The following is a 15,188-nucleotide window of genomic DNA, read 5'->3' on the forward strand; positions in this document are numbered from 1 at the left end:
AGGCCAGCACCTGTAAGAGCGAGCGCAGCTCGCGATTGCGCCGCGCGGGCGGCGCTCGATCTCACAGGCGCTGCATATCTTGTGACAAACACCTGTCAGCCCTGATGCGATCCCTGTGGGAGCTGGCTTGCCTGCGATGGGCCGCAAAGCGGCCCCAGGGCCTCAGGCCTTGTTACCGACCAGGCTGTCGACCGCCGGCACGCGCGTGTCGCTCTCCATCTGCGCATCGTGTTCCAGCTGGTGGCTGAAGCGCTCCAGCGAGGCATTGGCCGGCTGTGAATCGCTGGCAAATACCGGCGGACTGAGCAGGTACGCCGACAACAACTGGCTCAGGGCCGCCAGGCTGTCGATGTGCGTCCGCTCATAGCCGTGGGTGGCATCGCAGCCGAACGCCACCAGCGCGGTGCGAATGTCGTGCCCGGCCGTTACCGCCGAATGGGCATCACTGAAGTAGTAGCGGAACAGGTCGCGGCGTACCGGCAGGTCGTGGTCGCCGGCCAGTTTCAGCAAGTGCCGCGACAGGTGGTAATCATAGGGCCCCGACGAGTCCTGCATGGCCACGCTCACGGCGTGCTCGCTGGAGGCTTGCCCGGGCGCCACCGGCGCAATGTCGATACCGACGAACTCGCTGACGTCCCAAGGCAGGGCACCCGCTGCGCCCGAGCCGGTTTCCTCGGTAATGGTGAACAGCGGGTGGCAGTCGATCAGCGGTTGCTGGCCGCTCTCCACCACTGCCTTAAGCGCGGTCAGCAGCGCCGCGACACCGGCCTTGTCATCCAGGTGACGGGCGCTGATGTGGCCGCTGTCCGTGAACTCAGGCAGTGGGTCGAAGGCCACGAAGTCACCAATGCTCACCCCCAGCGCCTCGCAATCGGCGCGGGTGGCGCAATAGGCATCCAAGCGGACTTCCACGTGTTCCCAGCTGACCGGCATCTGGTCGATGGCGGTGTTGAAGGCGTGCCCACTGGCCATCAGCGGCAGTACGCTGCCGCGGAACACGCCGGTGTCGGTGAACACGCTGACCCTGCTGCCCTCGGCGAAGCGGCTGGACCAGCAGCCAACCGGCGCCAGGGCTAGCCGGCCGTTGTCCTGCAGTTGGCGCACGCTGGCGCCGATGGTATCGAGGTGCGCGGATACGGCGCGGTCGGGCGAGGTTTGCCGGCCCTTCAAGGTCGCGCGAATGGTGCCGCGACGGGTCAGCTCGAAGGGGATGCCCAGTTCGTCCAGGCGTTCGGCCACGTAGCGCACGATGGTATCGGTGAAACCGGTCGGGCTGGGGATGGCCAGCATCTCCAGCAGCACGCGCTTGAGGTATTCGAGATCGGGTTCGGGGTGTCGCTCGGACATGGTTGAATACTCCTTGCTCCTGTGCCGGCCTTTTCGCGAGTGAACCCGCGAAGAGCCCGGCACTGGTTTACGCCAAAGGCCGGCTATGCGGGAACAGCAGGTCGATGAAACGCTCGGCCGTTGGCTGCGGTTCGTGGTTGGCCAAGCCGGCGCGCTCGTTGGCTTCGATGATCACGTACTCGGGCTGTTCGGCATCACGCACCATGAAATCCAGCCCGACCACCGGAATTTCCAGCGCCCGGGCAGCGCGCACGGCGGCGTCGGCCAGCACCGGGTGCAGGCGGGCGGTAACGTCTTCCAGGGTGCCGCCGGTGTGCAGGTTGGCGGTGCGCCGCACGGCCAGGCGCTGGCCGGGGGGCAGTACGTCGTCGTAACCCACGCCAGCAGCGCGCAGGGTACGTTCGGTTTCTTCATCCAGCGGGATACGGCTTTCACCCGCCGTAGCGGCCTGGCGACGACGGCTTTGGGCCTCGATCAACTGGCGCACACTGTGCTTGCCGTCACCCAGCACCTGGGCCGGGTGGCGAACGGCCGCTGCCACCACTTCATAGCCGATCACCACGATGCGCAGGTCGAGGCCGGCATGGAAGCTTTCCAGCAACACCCGGCTATCGAACTGGCGGGCATGGGCGACCGCCTGGGTCACGTCGTCGATGCAGGTGAGATTTACCGCTACGCCCTGGCCTTGTTCGCCGTCAACGGGCTTGACCACCACCGCGCCATGCTCGTCGAGAAAGGCCAGGTTATCGTCGGCATTACCGGCCAATTGTTGCGCCGGCACCTGCAGCCCGGCAGTGCGCAGGGCATGCTGGGTCAGGCGCTTGTCCTGGCACAGGGTCATGGTCACGGCGCTGGTCAGGTCGCTGAGCGACTCACGGCAGCGGATGCGCCGGCCGCCCAGGCTGAGGGTGAACAGCCCGCCGGCGGCGTCATCCACCTGTACCTCGATGCCGCGGCGCAATGCCTCGTCGACGATGATGCGTGCATAGGGGTTGAGGTCGGCCTGTGGGCCGGGGCCGAGGAACAGTTGCTCGTTGATGCCGTTCTTGCGCTTGACGGCGAAGGTGGGCAGGTTGCGAAAGCCAAGCTTCTGGTACAGGCGCTTGGCCTGGCGGTTGTCGTGCAGCACCGAAAGGTCGAGGTAGGCCAGGCCGCGGCTCATGAAGTGCTCGATGAGGTGGCGCACCAGCACTTCACCCACGCCGGGGCGGGTGCAGTGCGGGTCGACTGCCAGGCACCACAGGCTGCTGCCGTTCTCGGGGTCATCGAAAGCCTTGGCATGGTTCAGGCCCATGACGCTGCCGATGACCGCGCCGCTGTCTTCGTCTTCAGCCAGCCAGTAGACCGGGCCGCCCAGGTGCCGAGGGGTGAGCAAGTCGGCATCGACCGGTAGCATGCCGCGCACCTGATACAAGGTGTTGATGGCCTGCCAGTCGGCCGGGTTCTGCGCCCGCCGCACGCGAAAGCCGCGGAATACCCGCTGCGCCGGGCGGTAATCGGTGAACCACAGGCGCAGGGTGTCGGATGGGTCGAGGAACAACTGTTGTGGCGCCTGCGCCAGCACCTGCTGCGGTGCTGCCACATATAGCGCGATATCGCGTTCGCCTGGGCATTCGCCCAACAGGTCGTCGGCCAGGTCGGCCGGGTCGGCATAGGTGTGGCCAATCAGCAGCCGGCCCCAGCCGCAGTGCACGGCACGCGGCTGTTGGTGGGGCTGGCTACCGTCGCCGGCCAGGCGCGCCTGCAGGCGCTCGTAGGACGGCGCCTGGCCACGCAGCAGGCGCTGACCGTAGGCGATTTCGTGGGGTTTCATCGGTCAGAGTCCTTGTTCGCTCAGCCACAGGTTCAATGCTGCCAGTTGCCATAGCTTGGAACCGCGCAGTGGCGTCAATTGGCCGTGCGGGTTGCTAAGCAGGCGGTCGAGCATGGCTGGGTTGAACAGCCCACGGTCCTGGCTGGGGTCGGTCAGCAGTTCGCGTACCCAACCCAGTGTGGCGCCTTCCAGGTGCTTCAGGCCCGGTACCGGGAAGTAGCCCTTCTTGCGGTCGATCACTTCATGCGGGATCACCCGCCGTGCGGCTTGCTTGAGCACCTGTTTACCGCCGTCTGGCAGCTTGAAGCGCGCCGGAATCCGTGCCGACAGCTCTACCAGGCGGTAGTCGAGGAACGGGGTGCGTGCTTCCAGGCCCCAGGCCATGGTCATGTTGTCGACCCGTTTGACGGGGTCGTCGACCAGCATCACGGTGCTGTCCAGGCGCAAGGCCTTGTCCACCGCCTGCGGCGCGCCAGGGCGGGCGAAATGCTCGCGCACGAAATCGCCAGCGGCATCGGTATCCAGCAACCATGGCGCCTGCACGGTATCGCGGTACTCGTCGTGGCTGCGGTCGAAGAAGGCGTTGCGGTATGCCGCGTAGGCATCCTCGGCGCCGTCCACCTGCGGGTACCAGTGGTAGCCGGCGAACAGTTCGTCGGCGCCCTGGCCGCTTTGCACGCCCTTGCAATGCTTGGCCACTTCCCGCGACAGCAGGTAGAAGGCGATGCAGTCGTGGCTGACCATCGGCTCGCTCATGGCGCGGAAGGCGGCAGGCAGCTGGTCGATGATTTCGTGCTCGGCAATGCGCAACTGGTGGTGGCGCGTGCCGTAGTGCCGGGCGATCAGGTCGGAGTACTGGAACTCGTCGCCGCGCTCGCCGCCGGCATCTTCAAAGCCGATGGAGAAGGTCGACAGGTCGTCCACACCGACTTCGCGCAGCAGGCCGACCAGCAGGCTGGAGTCGACACCGCCGGACAGCAGCACGCCCACGTCCACGGCGGCACGCTGGCGGATGGCCACGGCTTCGCGGGTTGCGTCGAGTACGCGGGTGGTCCAGCCTTCCAGGTCCAGCTCACGCTCATCGGCGTTGGGCCCGTATTGCAGTTGCCACCAGGTCTGGCGCTCGATTTCGCCGTGGCGGTCGATACGCATCCAGGTGCCGGGTTCCAGCTTTTGCACGTTCGCCAGCAAGGTGCGCGGTGCCGGCACTACGGCATGGAAGTTGAGGTAGTGGTTGAGCGCCACCGGGTCGAGCATCGGGTCGATGTCGCCGCCCTTGAGCAGCGCTGGCAGGGTCGAGGCAAAACGCAGCCGCTCGCCGTTGCGTGACAGGTACAGCGGCTTTACGCCCAGGCGGTCGCGGGCCAGGAACAGGCGTTGGTTATCGCGTTCCCAGATGGCCAGGGCGAACATGCCGTTGAGTTTCGGCAGTAGCGCCGCCCCCCAGGCGTGGTAGCCCTTGAGCAGCACTTCGGTGTCGCCGTCCGACCAGAACTGGTAGCCCAGGGCCTGCAGCTCCTGGCGCAACTCGGGGAAATTGTAGATGGCACCGTTGAACGCCAGGGACAGGCCCAGGGTGTTGTCGACCATGGGCTGCGCCGAGCCGTCGGACAGGTCCATGATTTTCAGGCGGCGATGGCCGAGGGCTATCGGGCCCTGGCTATGGAAGCCCCAGGCATCCGGGCCGCGTGGGGCCAGGTGATGGGTAATGCGCTCTACCGCCGCCAGGTCGGCTGGGCGTGGCGCTTGGCCGATGGGGGTGAAACGTAACTCTCCTGCTAATCCGCACATGTAACGTAAACCCTTTGAGTTTCGGCACTCTTGGCGTTACTGGCTTTTAGCTCGTACCATTTTTGTACCACTTTCCAGCGATTTCAGCTTATCAAGCTCAGCCCAATCATTCGGCGAGTTGATCCACTTCGCGTATGTAGAAAGCAGCACCTGCACGCTATGCCCGAGTTGCGCGGCGATGAATGCCGGGTTCATGCCGGCCATCAGGCACATGGTCGCGTACGTGTGGCGCGTGTCGTACATCCTGCGGCGCCTGATGCCAAGCTTCCGCAGGGCTGCCAGCCAGTAGCGTTTTTGACTCGTCTCAGAGCGAATGAACATCTCCGAGCGGTCACCTGTCCCACTGGGCGCGAACACGTAATCTGAACGGGCCTCGGTGAGCGGTCTGGCTTTTTCGAGCGCATGCAGGGCGCGATCGTTCAATAAAACTTTTCGGGAACGCTTCGTTTTGGTGCGATCCTGGATCACTCCACGGATCTGAATGCGGCAAACGTTGGCAGTCTTTACGCGCCTGTCGATCTCGCTCCAGCGCAGAGCCATCACCTCGCCCGGCCGCATGCCGGTGTAGAAACAGAACTCGAAATAGGCGGCGTAAATTGCCGTCATGCCGCTCGTCGTTTCGTACAGATGAGCAATGATCGAATCCGCTTCCTCTTTGGTGAAAGGGTCGACCTCACGCTTCGGCACTTTGGCGCCTGGGATAGACAGGGCCGGGTTTCGAACAATCAACTCGTCCGTCACCGCCTGCTGGAAGATCGACACCAGCAGGCCGACCACGCCCTTGCGGCGTACCGGGGAAGTCCACTTGATATCGTTCATGATCTTGCGCAGGAGCACTGACGTGATGGTGTCGATCGGCTTATCGGCCAGGTAAGGAACCCAATACACCTGCAGAGCAGAGCGGTAGTTCTTCCGAGTACCCTCCACGATTTGCAAGCTGTTGAGCCAGTCCTGCGCGTAATCGAAGAAGATCGGCGTAGTTTGCTCATGCACCACCACGCTGCGGGTATTGGGGAAAAGCTCGGCATACTTTTCTGCGGTCAGGGCGCCGAGCTTGTCCAGCCCCTTTACTTGAGCACGTAGACTCGCTGCTGCTGCGATCCCTTTCGGGGTCTGAGGGAGGGGGAGCGTCTCGCAGCACCGCTTCTTGTTCCAGGTGAAGCGAATTCGGATTGAGCGCCCGACAAGCTCGACTCCGGCCGGCAGGTCCACAGGCTTTCGATCCATTCGTCATATCTCCTTTTGCTGTACATAATCCTGCCGTTGATCTTCATCCACACCCAGTTGGGGATGATGCCTTTCTCGCGCTTGCGTTGAAGCGCCTTCGCTGTACACCCCACCAACTCGCCCATCCGTTTTTCGGTGACCTTGTCGTGCACATGGTCTTCGGGCAGATTCTCTGCTGCTGCCATCGCTATTCCTCCTGACGCGTCAGGTTTTAGTTGTCACGCCGATCTGTCACGACAGCCGCCGCGAGCGCCGCCAGTTCGGCCACCAATACGTCGGTCCGACCATAGAACCTCCCGGCATCCTCGTTCACGAACCGCTCGAGCACGGTGACCACCGCTTGCTGGTTGGCCAGGCCGCGCAGATCCGCCTCGGTGAGTGGCGTGTCTGTCGATGGCGCGTGCACGAAAGCCTCCTGGCTGATCAGCAGGGTGCGAACCGGGCGGATGCCCTTGCACTTGCTCACCCAGTTCGTGTCAGGCACGCACCAGGGCAACATGTGCAGGTACCACGCAGTAGCCGCGTTCGACTTCTGACTGCTGGTCCAGTACTCGCTGAGGCCGAACGCCTGGGCCGCGCCCCTGACTGTGTACGACCCGTCATGCCCCCAATCTGGAAGCTGCAAGAGATTGCAGCGCAGCACCTGCAGCTCCTCGATGGAAGGGATGTGCCAGCCCCAGGTGCCACGGATATTCATGTCCAGCACCTTGCGGGCGATAGTGCTGCCCTCGGCGGCCATAGCCTGGGTGTTGGCCAGGCCGTCGAAACGGGACGTGGCACCGCGGATTCGTGGGCGCGGGCCTTCCTCCTGCCACCAGTGGGCGGCTACTTCGAACTCCCGGCCTGCGTCGATGACTGCGTGCTCGGCGCCATCGAAGAAGAGACGGCCGGCGAAGAAGCCGCCCGCCAGCGGCTGTCCAACGGCGGGGAGGGCGGCGGGGTTGATTGCTCGGCGCTTGATCATGCCGGCAGTCCTCCCGAGGTGATGAGGTTTCGCGAAATGGCCACCATGCCGTCATGCTCAATGCTCTCGGCGTGCGCGGCGTAATCCAGGACGCGAAGGGCCTCAGCCTGGTTGCGCGGCTTGATCTCCGACAGCTGGTCCTGGACAAACCATTCACGAGCAATGGCTTCGTGCATCCCGTCGCCCCATTCGCCAACTGCATGACGTAGGACATACAGCCGTCCCCAGTAGGCAATCTCGTGCAGGCAGTCGTCGAGCGTGTGGGGCATCAGCTCTGCGTGTTTGCGGAATCGCTTGGCCACCTGAGCCTTGTCGTTGTCGAAGTAGCTCTTGAAGCCCTTGCAGCGCTTCAAGGCCTTCTCGCAGAACTGCTCGGCGGGCGTATCTTCAAAGATCGTCTCGCCTTCGAAGCGGGCCCGGGCCTCAGATGCCAGGGCAGCCTTCTCCAGCGAACCCTTGGCCAGTCCCTCAAGGTCGGCAAATCCGAACGAGAACATCACCGCGAATGGATTGCCCCCACTGTTGCGCTTCACATAGTCGACATACCGCTGCTCGATCTCCTTGAGCGGCGTCTTGATCTGCTTGGCAGCGTCCAGGGCAGTTGCGATCGGCCCGGCTTGGCCGGTCTTGATCACCTCGCGCAGCCACAAAACGGCATCCACCTCCTTGTCACCGGTCACGACCTTCTGTTCAGGCAGGGCCTGAACTGCTGGCGCAGTCTCTGCGCTCGGGCGAATCGGCGGCAGGGTGAAGAGGGCGCGATGCGCCAGATTATCAGTGAGCATTGGGTGCCTCTCCAGATTCAGCAACGGCGCGCATGTGCAGCTTGATGCCGCACGACTTGGCTAGGTCAGACAGCTTGCCGACGGTGGTATTGGGGTCTTGCAGGGCCTCCCCGAAGCGGATCAGGCGCTCGCCCAGTTGGCCAAGATCGTCTTGCAGGTGCAGGCGAGTGCCTGGAGTCATCATGTGGGTCATGGCCGAGCCCTCACGCAAGACGTACGCACTTTGGTCAGCGTGCCCTCAAGATCGGCCTTGGCTTTTGTCGCGGCCTGCTTACATTCTTCTGCGGTAGCCATTGGTACGGATGCCATGGCGTGCCCACTGCCACTCGTATACAGAACTATCAGGAAGAAGGCGGCGGTCATGGCTGATGCTCCAGCACCACCTGCTGCTCCAAGGCTTCCAGGCGCAGGGCGGTGTCAATCTCCTGATCCAGCTCTTCGCCGGATAGCCAGTTATCGCCGCGCACCACCAGCAGGTCTTCATCCGGATCTACGATGCGCTCACGGTCACGCAGCCAGCGGTACCGGCGGGCATCGGCCACCAGCTTGACGTGGTCGTCGATGTTGAACCCCGGCGCATCCTGGGCGGTGCCTTCGGCAACCCGGCGGTGATGGATCTCCTCGCGGTCAACGATCACACCACGCGGAGCCTCGATCCCCAGGCGGACCTGGCAGCCGTTTACCTGGGCTACAGTGACCCGGATGTTGCCGCCGATGATGACGGCCTTGCCGATGTTGCGACTTAGCATGAGCATGTTTGAATCTCCTTATTTAAGGCGAGCGAGTACCCGCCGAGTAACTTGGCTTTCGAGAGAAGTTGAGGTGTTACTTATTGGTTAGCGCAAACCATGCATATCCAAAAGTTCGCACAAGTCGTCGAATTTGCTTTCAAAGATGTGAACTTGAACTTCAAGTTGATTCTTCGGGTTCGTGACATTCTTGCCGTACTTCAAACCAGCATCGGTGAGCGCCCAAAACTCCTTGATACCCTTGGTCTTGCTCGGGCGTTCTTTCCGTTCGACCAGGCCGGCAGATTGCATGCACAAGTACGCTTTGCGAGCAGTTACTGGTAGGCCGGTCTTCTTGATGAGAGTGGCTAGGGCGGCTGTTGTGTGGCTGCTGCTGTCGCCGTCCGGCGCGTCAATCGCATACACCGGGAGCAGGTCGGCCTGGCCGATCTTCAGAGCATATTTTTGGTACATTCCCAAAGTGGCCGAGGGCGGCAGGTTCATGGTGCGCGCCATCGACTCGATCAGGATCGTCGCATCGTTCGCGCCGGGGAGTTGCTGCTGCTGAACCGTCGAGTAGCTGCCAGTGCGGCGGATGGTTGGCAGTACGTCATGAGTCACCCAGCGCTTGAACGGCTTGGCTTCTGGCTTGCTGCTGGTGAGGATCGCCGAGTACAGGCCAGATTCATTGATGGTCGAAACCCCGCGCCCGCCAGTGGCAGTACCCAAACCGGCGATTTGCCGGTTTGACTTCTCGTCGTCATCCAGCTTTTTGGTCATCTCGTAGGCATCGCTGTAGCCAAGCACCTCGGCCACTTCCATCGCGATGAACCACGGTTCGCCGTTCTCATCCAGGAACACCTGGATCGAGTGGCCGTTGAAGCTTCGTTGAATCAAGTTCATCTGGTATCTCCGAAAGGATGGGGGTCGCGTTTCGCTACCCCCTTCGCCCGGGCTTGGTCACCGCGCAGGGCTCTCGTTGGAAAGCCATCGACGCTGACCTGTGCCATGTCAGCAGTAGCCATCCGCCTGCCGCGCCTCGACGATCTGGCGCACCTGGTCGTGGTCGAACACCAAGGCCGTCTGATAGCCGCTTGAGGCAGTGCGAGCGCGTTTGGGCATATGGCCCAGGCGCATCACGTAACGGCGTGCGGCGCTGCGGTCCATCTTCAGCAGCTCAGCCAGCTCTTTGAGGGTGGTCAGCTTCGCGGCGGCAGGAGCAGGTGCTGGCTGCCGCGCTTCCGAGCTGATGCTGATAGTCACGTCGATCATGGCTTGGTCCTGAGTTGAGGTTTGTTTGCGCTTGTGCTTACGCGGCCACCTGGAATTGCTCGACCCGGCGTGCCGCAACGCGAAGCTCGACACGGCGCTCGCCGCCGTTGCCGCCGCGGCGAATGCGCATTACTTGGTCGTCGCCGATCATTCCGTGAATGGCCATGATCAGTGCTAGGGCAGTAGCGGCAGGGCTGATGACGCCGCGCTTGAATGCCTCAGCAACCAGCGCAGCTCGGCGGGTGACGCCCCACTTTGTGCCCAGAGCGATCAGGCGCTTCTTGACGCCATCCTCGCTGATGCCCAATGCCCGAGCAGCTTCCTTGCCAGAAGCTCCACCAGCGATGGCCAGCAGGCACTCCAGCTCACGCGGGGCTGCGCCTTGGCCCAGTAGGCCTTGCCAGTTGCCTACGGTGATTGAGGTTGATGGGGTCATGCTTGGAAACTCCATGGCAAGTGCGATGGAGTAAAGAGTACCAATTGGTAAATCTTTGTCAATCGGGTGGCCGAAAAATTTACCAAAAAAAACCCGCCGTAGCGGGTTGTCTGGTTCATGTAAGCTATATTCTTGATCCGCTCCAGATGTAGACGACACGCGCTACCACCGAGATTCGGTCCATCATGTCATGGGGTATGCAGACCTCTTTGAACTGCGGATTATCGGACAGGATACGGATCCCATCCATGTCTACCTGTATGCGCTTGATAGTGAGTACGCTACCAATACGGACTACATAGACGGCATCGTATAGAGCCTCTGTCACCCCAACATCCACGACAAGGAGGTCACCATGCTTGATGGTTGGAGCCATACTGTCCCCGAGCCCTGTTGACATGCGTAGATTCGAGATGTCCGTCATGGACATGGATCTACGCAGCCATGCCAAGTCAAACACGGCAGTCCTAATAGGGGTTTCGCTTTCAGCGCCTTGCGCGTGCTTCCCCCAGCTTTCAGGAATCTCGAGCACGGGAATTGTGACGTTGTAGAACGGATACTCGTGGTCGTCAGTCGAGTCCCAGTTCCTCACGTCTATAGGCTCAGAGATTGTTGAAGCGCGGGATTGAGCGTCGTTTACCGCTGATATGGCCAGCTCCAAGCCCTTAGGATCATCTAGCCATCCGTTGGGCAAATGACACATGCCTTCAATCTGCCGCGCCAATGATTCCCCAATATTCCTTGAGTGCGCTGGATTGTCAGAAAACAGCCTGGCCACGTATGAGGGAGAGCGCTCAATGGCTTCCGCGAAGGCTGATTGCTTTCCGCCAAAGCGTGTCAGCACAAGCTCCCGGAGCCGGAGCCTGCGTACATTTCTGATTTGGTTCGAGTCATTAGTGTCCATGCCTGACTGTACCTTTTATTTCCCTTTTGGAAAATTACCTTGAAATGGTGCATGAATCAGGTAGCCTGCGACATAAATGCACCAATAGGTAAATCTGAATGAACCTATCCGAGTACCTTTCGCAGCTCCCGCGGGGCGGCAAGAAAGTCCTTGCGCTCAAGCTTGGCGTGACAGCGTCGTATTTATCGAGGCTCGTTTCAGGCGACAGGGCGATCACGGCCGAAAGGGCTCTGCAGATAGAAAGCGCTACTGACGGGCTCGTAAGTCGCTGCGTACTTCGCCCGGATCTGCAGTGGGGCTTGACTCGCGATGAAGAGCAGCTTCCCAAGGCAAAGGCCCTGCCGACCTTGAACGCAAATGTACGCTCAAGATCACGGCCAGGTCAGTCCCTTGAAGTGGCTGGCGTTTTATCCAGTACCGGAGGTGCCCAGTGAGCAATGTAATCCACCTCGACTTCGAAGGGCGACAGGTAGACCTCAGCGCTGACGGCTGGTTGAACGCCACGAAAATCGCCAAGCAGTTCGACAAGGAACCTACCGCTTGGCTTCGCCAAATCGACACCCTCGAATACCTTTGCGTCATGGGGGATGCCCTTGGTGTCAATTCTGTCACCCTGACAGAATTCAATGAAATCAAAGAGTTGGATGCGTCTAAGTCCTGGGTTCGCTCCAAGATTCTCGCCCTCACGAAAAGGACTGGCCTCGTGTTGACCAAGGCTGGCGGCAGTGGCGGAACATGGTTGCACCCGAAGGTCAGGGTTTATTTCGGTCGCTGGATTAGCACCAGGTTCGCTGTTTGGTGCGACACGAAAATTGAAGCGCTGTTGAGCGGCGCTCCGTCGAAGCTGGATCGACTCAATCGCGCTTGCAAGATATTCGACGACCGCGAATCTCTCGCCAGCACCTACGGGCGCGGGCTTTGTGAGTGGAAGCGCGACAAACCGCTGCTGCTAGGCGACATCGAGCGTGAGCTTGATTCGCTGCAAATGGTGCTCGGTCTGAACAACCCCAATCAACCTCGCCTGAAGGCCTCCTGATGACGGCCTCGGCATCCCAGTTTTTGTTGTCCGGCTAAATCGCAGGCAACAAAAAACCCGCTGCCAGGCGGGTTCTTTAACCGACCTCTGCCAGGAGGTCTTGCAACATCACCTTGTCTTAGGAGGATGCGCTATGTCGCACCCGAAAAATAGCAAACCCCGTGTTGCTGTGCAACAACCAAAGGAGAGCCTGATCGATCTGCGGAGCCGCTTCCGTGCTGCCCACGGCGCTTACGGCATTGCCCGCGTGCTGCTGGAAGACCAGGCGCAGCTTGGCGAAATGCTGCTGCCACGCGACCGAGAGGGCTTGGTCAGTGCTCTCGAGTTCTGCACCCAGGCGCTCTACGCCCATCACGAGTACGCCTATCACGACGCGCCCCATCATGCCGCAGAGCAAGGCGGTGCCCAATGACCACGTCCCTCGTAACCAGTATGCAGCGCTTTTCCACCTCAGGCGTCTCCTACCAGGTCGAAGCCGGCACATCCTGCAGCGTCGCACTGGTGGCAGCCGGCACCATTTTGTCAGGTGTGAATATCCTGCTCGGAAGCCTCATTGATGAAGCTGACGAGCAAAGCTGCCAGCTCTTTGCCATCCGTACTTTGACTATGCAGGTGGAGGCCTTGATCGATTCAGTGGAGGCTCCAATCCGTGGCGCTGAAGACCTCGCGCCACAAAACCCAACATCTCTAGTTCGTGGCGCGGAGGTGCATCAATGACCACGACAACTAGCGATCTGGGCGAGAAGGTCATGGCCCGTCTGCGTGTTATCGAGGGGTTCGCTTCCATTTTGATGGAAAACGACAGCCTCAAAGGTGATGCGTCGGCAGGGTTCTCGCCCCAGCTTGATCACCTCAGCGAATCAGTCCTCCACGAGGCCTTGTTCATGTTGGCCGACCAGGCGCAGGACCAGTTGCTTCAGCTGATGAATGCAGCGGGGGATAGCCAATGAAAACCGTCCGCACCATAGCCGACGAGGCATACAACGACATTCTCTGCCTCCAGGCGCGCTTGGAAGATGCCCGTACTCTGTTCCGTTCCATCAGCAAGATTGCAGAGGAATCGAGCCTGCCCACGAAGCTCGCGCTGATGGGTGATGAGCTCTGCGAGGAATGGGTGAACCATGCCGACGACTGGATGAAGAGGATGGATGCCAGCTTCACTGAAATCGACGCTGGAAGGACCACCGCGCCACAAAAACCTGCCGCTGCAAAACGTGGCGCAGGGGGTGCGGAATGAATCTGATCCCCTTCAATTTCAATGGCCATGAAATCCGCGTCGTAAAGGATCATGCCAATGAACCTTGGTTTGTGGCCAAGGACATTGCTGATGATCTCGGCTATTCGTGGGCTGGCACCAGCACTATCGCCCATGTGCCGGAGCAATGGCGGGGGGTCAGATCCGTTCTGACCCCCTCAGGCAACCAGCAAATGGCAGTGCTGAGCGAGCAGGGGCTCTACTTCTTCCTGGGCAGATCAGACAAGCCTGGCGCACTTCCTTTGCAAATGTGGGTGGCGGGGGAGGTAATCCCATCGATCCGCAAGACGGGCAGCTATCAGCGACCGATGACACCAGCTGAGCAACTGCTGGCGCAAGCGCAGACGATGGTCACGCTCGAGCGCCAGCAGGCCGAGCAGCAAGTGGCGCTGGAGCGCGTCGAGGACCGCACCACCAAGCTGGAACAGGTGCGCTATCTCGACTCCGTGCCCAGCGGCTTCGAAACCATCACCACGATCCGCGACCGCATCAATCGCCGTCACGGCCTGCCGGCCTGGGTGGTGAATGCTGTGATGCGGGAGGTTTCCTGTGCGCCGCTGCCGTACGCCTTTGTCCGCAGTCGCCACGCTGATGAAGGCGGGCAGCCCTTCGCCATCTGGCCCAAGCCAGCCGTCACCCAGCGGTTCGACCGGTTCGTATCGGAATGCACCTACGAGACCGCTGAACGCGCAACCCATCCAGAGATCCCGCAGGGACGCTTCAAGATTCATCCGAGACAGCAGCCATGAAGAAACCAACCAAGCAGCAACTGATCGAGCGCATTGCCGAGCTGGCCGTTGAACACCGCCACGCCCATTACACGGTCACCTGCCTGCGAGAAGACTACAAGGGCGAGGTGTTTCGCTACTTCCGTGTTCATGGCGAGCCGTACCCGAACCGCCACGGCATCGATTATTCCGATCCTGCCTACGACGGGGTCATCCGCGCGACCGCCCAAAGCTATGAGCGTATGAGCCAGGCCAAGCAGCATCGGTACAACGTCAAGCGGCGTCTCGACACGGCTGTGCGAAACCTGATGGACAACACCGGCGACCAATTGAAGCGTCCGGCCCCGGCAGTTGTGAAGCGCGCCACACTGAGCGGGGAGACCCTCCAATGAACCCGTCTACCCCTCCCCAGGCGCTCCCGCAGCGCGCTGGCGCGACGATCATCCCAACGGGCTGGCCAGCCTACGGGGCAATGCAGGGTCAGCCCGAATCGGCCCGCTGGCAGCTCTACGAGTTCAGAAAGCGGCTACGTGCCGAGCTGGAGGGTCATGGCTGTCTGTTCGTCGAGCCCTACGACGCCTTCGTGCGCCGCGTTTGTGAGGAGCTGCAACTGTGAGCACCATCCTGATGACCGCCTGCTGGCCGCTTGAAATGAGCGCTGCCCAGAAGTCGGTGCTGATCTCCTTGGCCGACAATGCCAACGATGACGGCGTTTGCTGGCCTTCCATTGCCAGGATCTGCGAGCGCACCTGCCTCAAAGAGCGTGCCGTGCGCAACGCGATCCGTTGGCTGGAAAGCGTCGGCTTGCTGGTGGCGAAAGAGCGTGCCGGGCGGTCGACCTACTACATCGTAACCCCGGCATCTTATGCCCCCGGCATTAAATGCCCCCCTGCACTAGATGC

At 61.4% G+C, this 15,188-nt stretch carries 22 protein-coding genes; 10 read left to right on the top strand and 12 right to left on the bottom strand.

Annotation, left to right across the window (positions count from 1 at the left end):
* Positions 1-162: 162 nt before the first annotated feature.
* The 12 genes from GYA94_RS07870 to GYA94_RS07925 form a co-directional block, all read right to left on the bottom strand.
* A complete protein-coding gene (locus GYA94_RS07870; protein ID WP_054912166.1) occupies positions 163-1,347 on the bottom strand; it encodes an osmoprotectant NAGGN system M42 family peptidase in 1,185 nt (394 codons plus the stop codon).
* 67 nt (positions 1,348-1,414) lie between these two features.
* A complete protein-coding gene (gene ngg, locus GYA94_RS07875; RefSeq protein ID WP_161892072.1) occupies positions 1,415-3,160 on the bottom strand; it encodes an N-acetylglutaminylglutamine synthetase in 1,746 nt (581 codons plus the stop codon).
* A 3-nt stretch (positions 3,161-3,163) separates the two neighbouring features.
* Positions 3,164-4,951, bottom strand: a complete 1,788-nt coding sequence (locus GYA94_RS07880; RefSeq protein ID WP_161892073.1) for an N-acetylglutaminylglutamine amidotransferase — start codon at positions 4,949-4,951, stop codon at positions 3,164-3,166.
* Positions 4,952-4,987: 36 nt separating this feature from the next.
* On the bottom strand, positions 4,988-6,178 hold the full coding sequence (locus GYA94_RS07885) for a site-specific integrase (protein WP_012313215.1): 1,191 nt from the start codon (positions 6,176-6,178) through the stop codon (positions 4,988-4,990).
* A 211-nt stretch (positions 6,179-6,389) separates the two neighbouring features.
* Positions 6,390-7,142, bottom strand: coding sequence for a hypothetical protein (locus tag GYA94_RS07890; protein ID WP_161892074.1), 753 nt, complete (start codon positions 7,140-7,142; stop codon positions 6,390-6,392).
* On the bottom strand, positions 7,139-7,927 hold the full coding sequence (locus tag GYA94_RS07895) for a hypothetical protein (RefSeq protein WP_161892075.1): 789 nt from the start codon (positions 7,925-7,927) through the stop codon (positions 7,139-7,141). Before GYA94_RS07895 ends, GYA94_RS07890 begins: the two co-directional genes overlap by 4 nt.
* Positions 7,917-8,120, bottom strand: coding sequence for a hypothetical protein (locus GYA94_RS07900; protein WP_161892076.1), 204 nt, complete (start codon positions 8,118-8,120; stop codon positions 7,917-7,919). The genes GYA94_RS07895 and GYA94_RS07900 overlap by 11 nt, the downstream gene beginning before the upstream one ends.
* A gap of 166 nt (positions 8,121-8,286) precedes the next feature.
* Positions 8,287-8,682, bottom strand: coding sequence for a carbon storage regulator (locus tag GYA94_RS28485; RefSeq protein ID WP_161892077.1), 396 nt, complete (start codon positions 8,680-8,682; stop codon positions 8,287-8,289).
* 81 nt (positions 8,683-8,763) lie between these two features.
* On the bottom strand, positions 8,764-9,558 hold the full coding sequence (locus GYA94_RS07910) for a BRO-N domain-containing protein (protein WP_161892078.1): 795 nt from the start codon (positions 9,556-9,558) through the stop codon (positions 8,764-8,766).
* A 108-nt stretch (positions 9,559-9,666) separates the two neighbouring features.
* On the bottom strand, positions 9,667-9,927 hold the full coding sequence (locus tag GYA94_RS07915; protein WP_161892079.1) for a hypothetical protein: 261 nt from the start codon (positions 9,925-9,927) through the stop codon (positions 9,667-9,669).
* Between the two features lie 37 nt (positions 9,928-9,964).
* Positions 9,965-10,363: a LuxR C-terminal-related transcriptional regulator gene (locus tag GYA94_RS07920; protein WP_161892080.1), complete on the bottom strand. Its 399-nt coding sequence runs from the start codon at positions 10,361-10,363 to the stop codon at positions 9,965-9,967.
* 124 nt (positions 10,364-10,487) lie between these two features.
* Positions 10,488-11,267, bottom strand: coding sequence for a S24 family peptidase (locus tag GYA94_RS07925; RefSeq protein WP_060709464.1), 780 nt, complete (start codon positions 11,265-11,267; stop codon positions 10,488-10,490).
* A gap of 98 nt (positions 11,268-11,365) precedes the next feature.
* Between GYA94_RS07925 and GYA94_RS07930 the strand changes: the two genes are divergently transcribed.
* From GYA94_RS07930 to GYA94_RS07975, 10 genes are all read left to right on the top strand, one after another.
* On the top strand, positions 11,366-11,701 hold the full coding sequence (locus GYA94_RS07930) for a transcriptional regulator (protein WP_060709463.1): 336 nt from the start codon (positions 11,366-11,368) through the stop codon (positions 11,699-11,701).
* A complete protein-coding gene (locus tag GYA94_RS07935) occupies positions 11,698-12,303 on the top strand; it encodes a KilA-N domain-containing protein (RefSeq protein ID WP_060709462.1) in 606 nt (201 codons plus the stop codon). Before GYA94_RS07930 ends, GYA94_RS07935 begins: the two co-directional genes overlap by 4 nt.
* A 169-nt stretch (positions 12,304-12,472) precedes the next feature.
* Complete coding sequence (locus tag GYA94_RS07940; RefSeq protein ID WP_174824175.1) at positions 12,473-12,715, top strand: hypothetical protein; 243 nt, start codon at positions 12,473-12,475, stop codon at positions 12,713-12,715.
* A complete protein-coding gene (locus GYA94_RS07945; RefSeq protein ID WP_161892082.1) occupies positions 12,712-13,020 on the top strand; it encodes a hypothetical protein in 309 nt (102 codons plus the stop codon). Before GYA94_RS07940 ends, GYA94_RS07945 begins: the two co-directional genes overlap by 4 nt.
* On the top strand, positions 13,017-13,253 hold the full coding sequence (locus tag GYA94_RS07950) for a hypothetical protein (RefSeq protein WP_161892083.1): 237 nt from the start codon (positions 13,017-13,019) through the stop codon (positions 13,251-13,253). Before GYA94_RS07945 ends, GYA94_RS07950 begins: the two co-directional genes overlap by 4 nt.
* On the top strand, positions 13,250-13,540 hold the full coding sequence (locus GYA94_RS07955) for a hypothetical protein (protein ID WP_012313228.1): 291 nt from the start codon (positions 13,250-13,252) through the stop codon (positions 13,538-13,540). Before GYA94_RS07950 ends, GYA94_RS07955 begins: the two co-directional genes overlap by 4 nt.
* Complete coding sequence (locus GYA94_RS07960; RefSeq protein ID WP_012313229.1) at positions 13,537-14,307, top strand: BRO-N domain-containing protein; 771 nt, start codon at positions 13,537-13,539, stop codon at positions 14,305-14,307. The genes GYA94_RS07955 and GYA94_RS07960 overlap by 4 nt, the downstream gene beginning before the upstream one ends.
* On the top strand, positions 14,304-14,678 hold the full coding sequence (locus GYA94_RS07965) for a hypothetical protein (RefSeq protein ID WP_012313230.1): 375 nt from the start codon (positions 14,304-14,306) through the stop codon (positions 14,676-14,678). The genes GYA94_RS07960 and GYA94_RS07965 overlap by 4 nt, the downstream gene beginning before the upstream one ends.
* Positions 14,675-14,902: a hypothetical protein gene (locus GYA94_RS07970; RefSeq protein ID WP_161892084.1), complete on the top strand. Its 228-nt coding sequence runs from the start codon at positions 14,675-14,677 to the stop codon at positions 14,900-14,902. Before GYA94_RS07965 ends, GYA94_RS07970 begins: the two co-directional genes overlap by 4 nt.
* Positions 14,903-14,913: 11 nt before the next feature.
* Positions 14,914-15,188, top strand: a 275-nt coding sequence (locus GYA94_RS07975; protein ID WP_161892085.1) for a helix-turn-helix domain-containing protein, incomplete at its 3' end; no start/stop codon positions are given.

It is taken from the genome of Pseudomonas juntendi (genome assembly GCF_009932375.1).
GTDB lineage: Bacteria > Pseudomonadota > Gammaproteobacteria > Pseudomonadales > Pseudomonadaceae > Aquipseudomonas > Aquipseudomonas juntendi.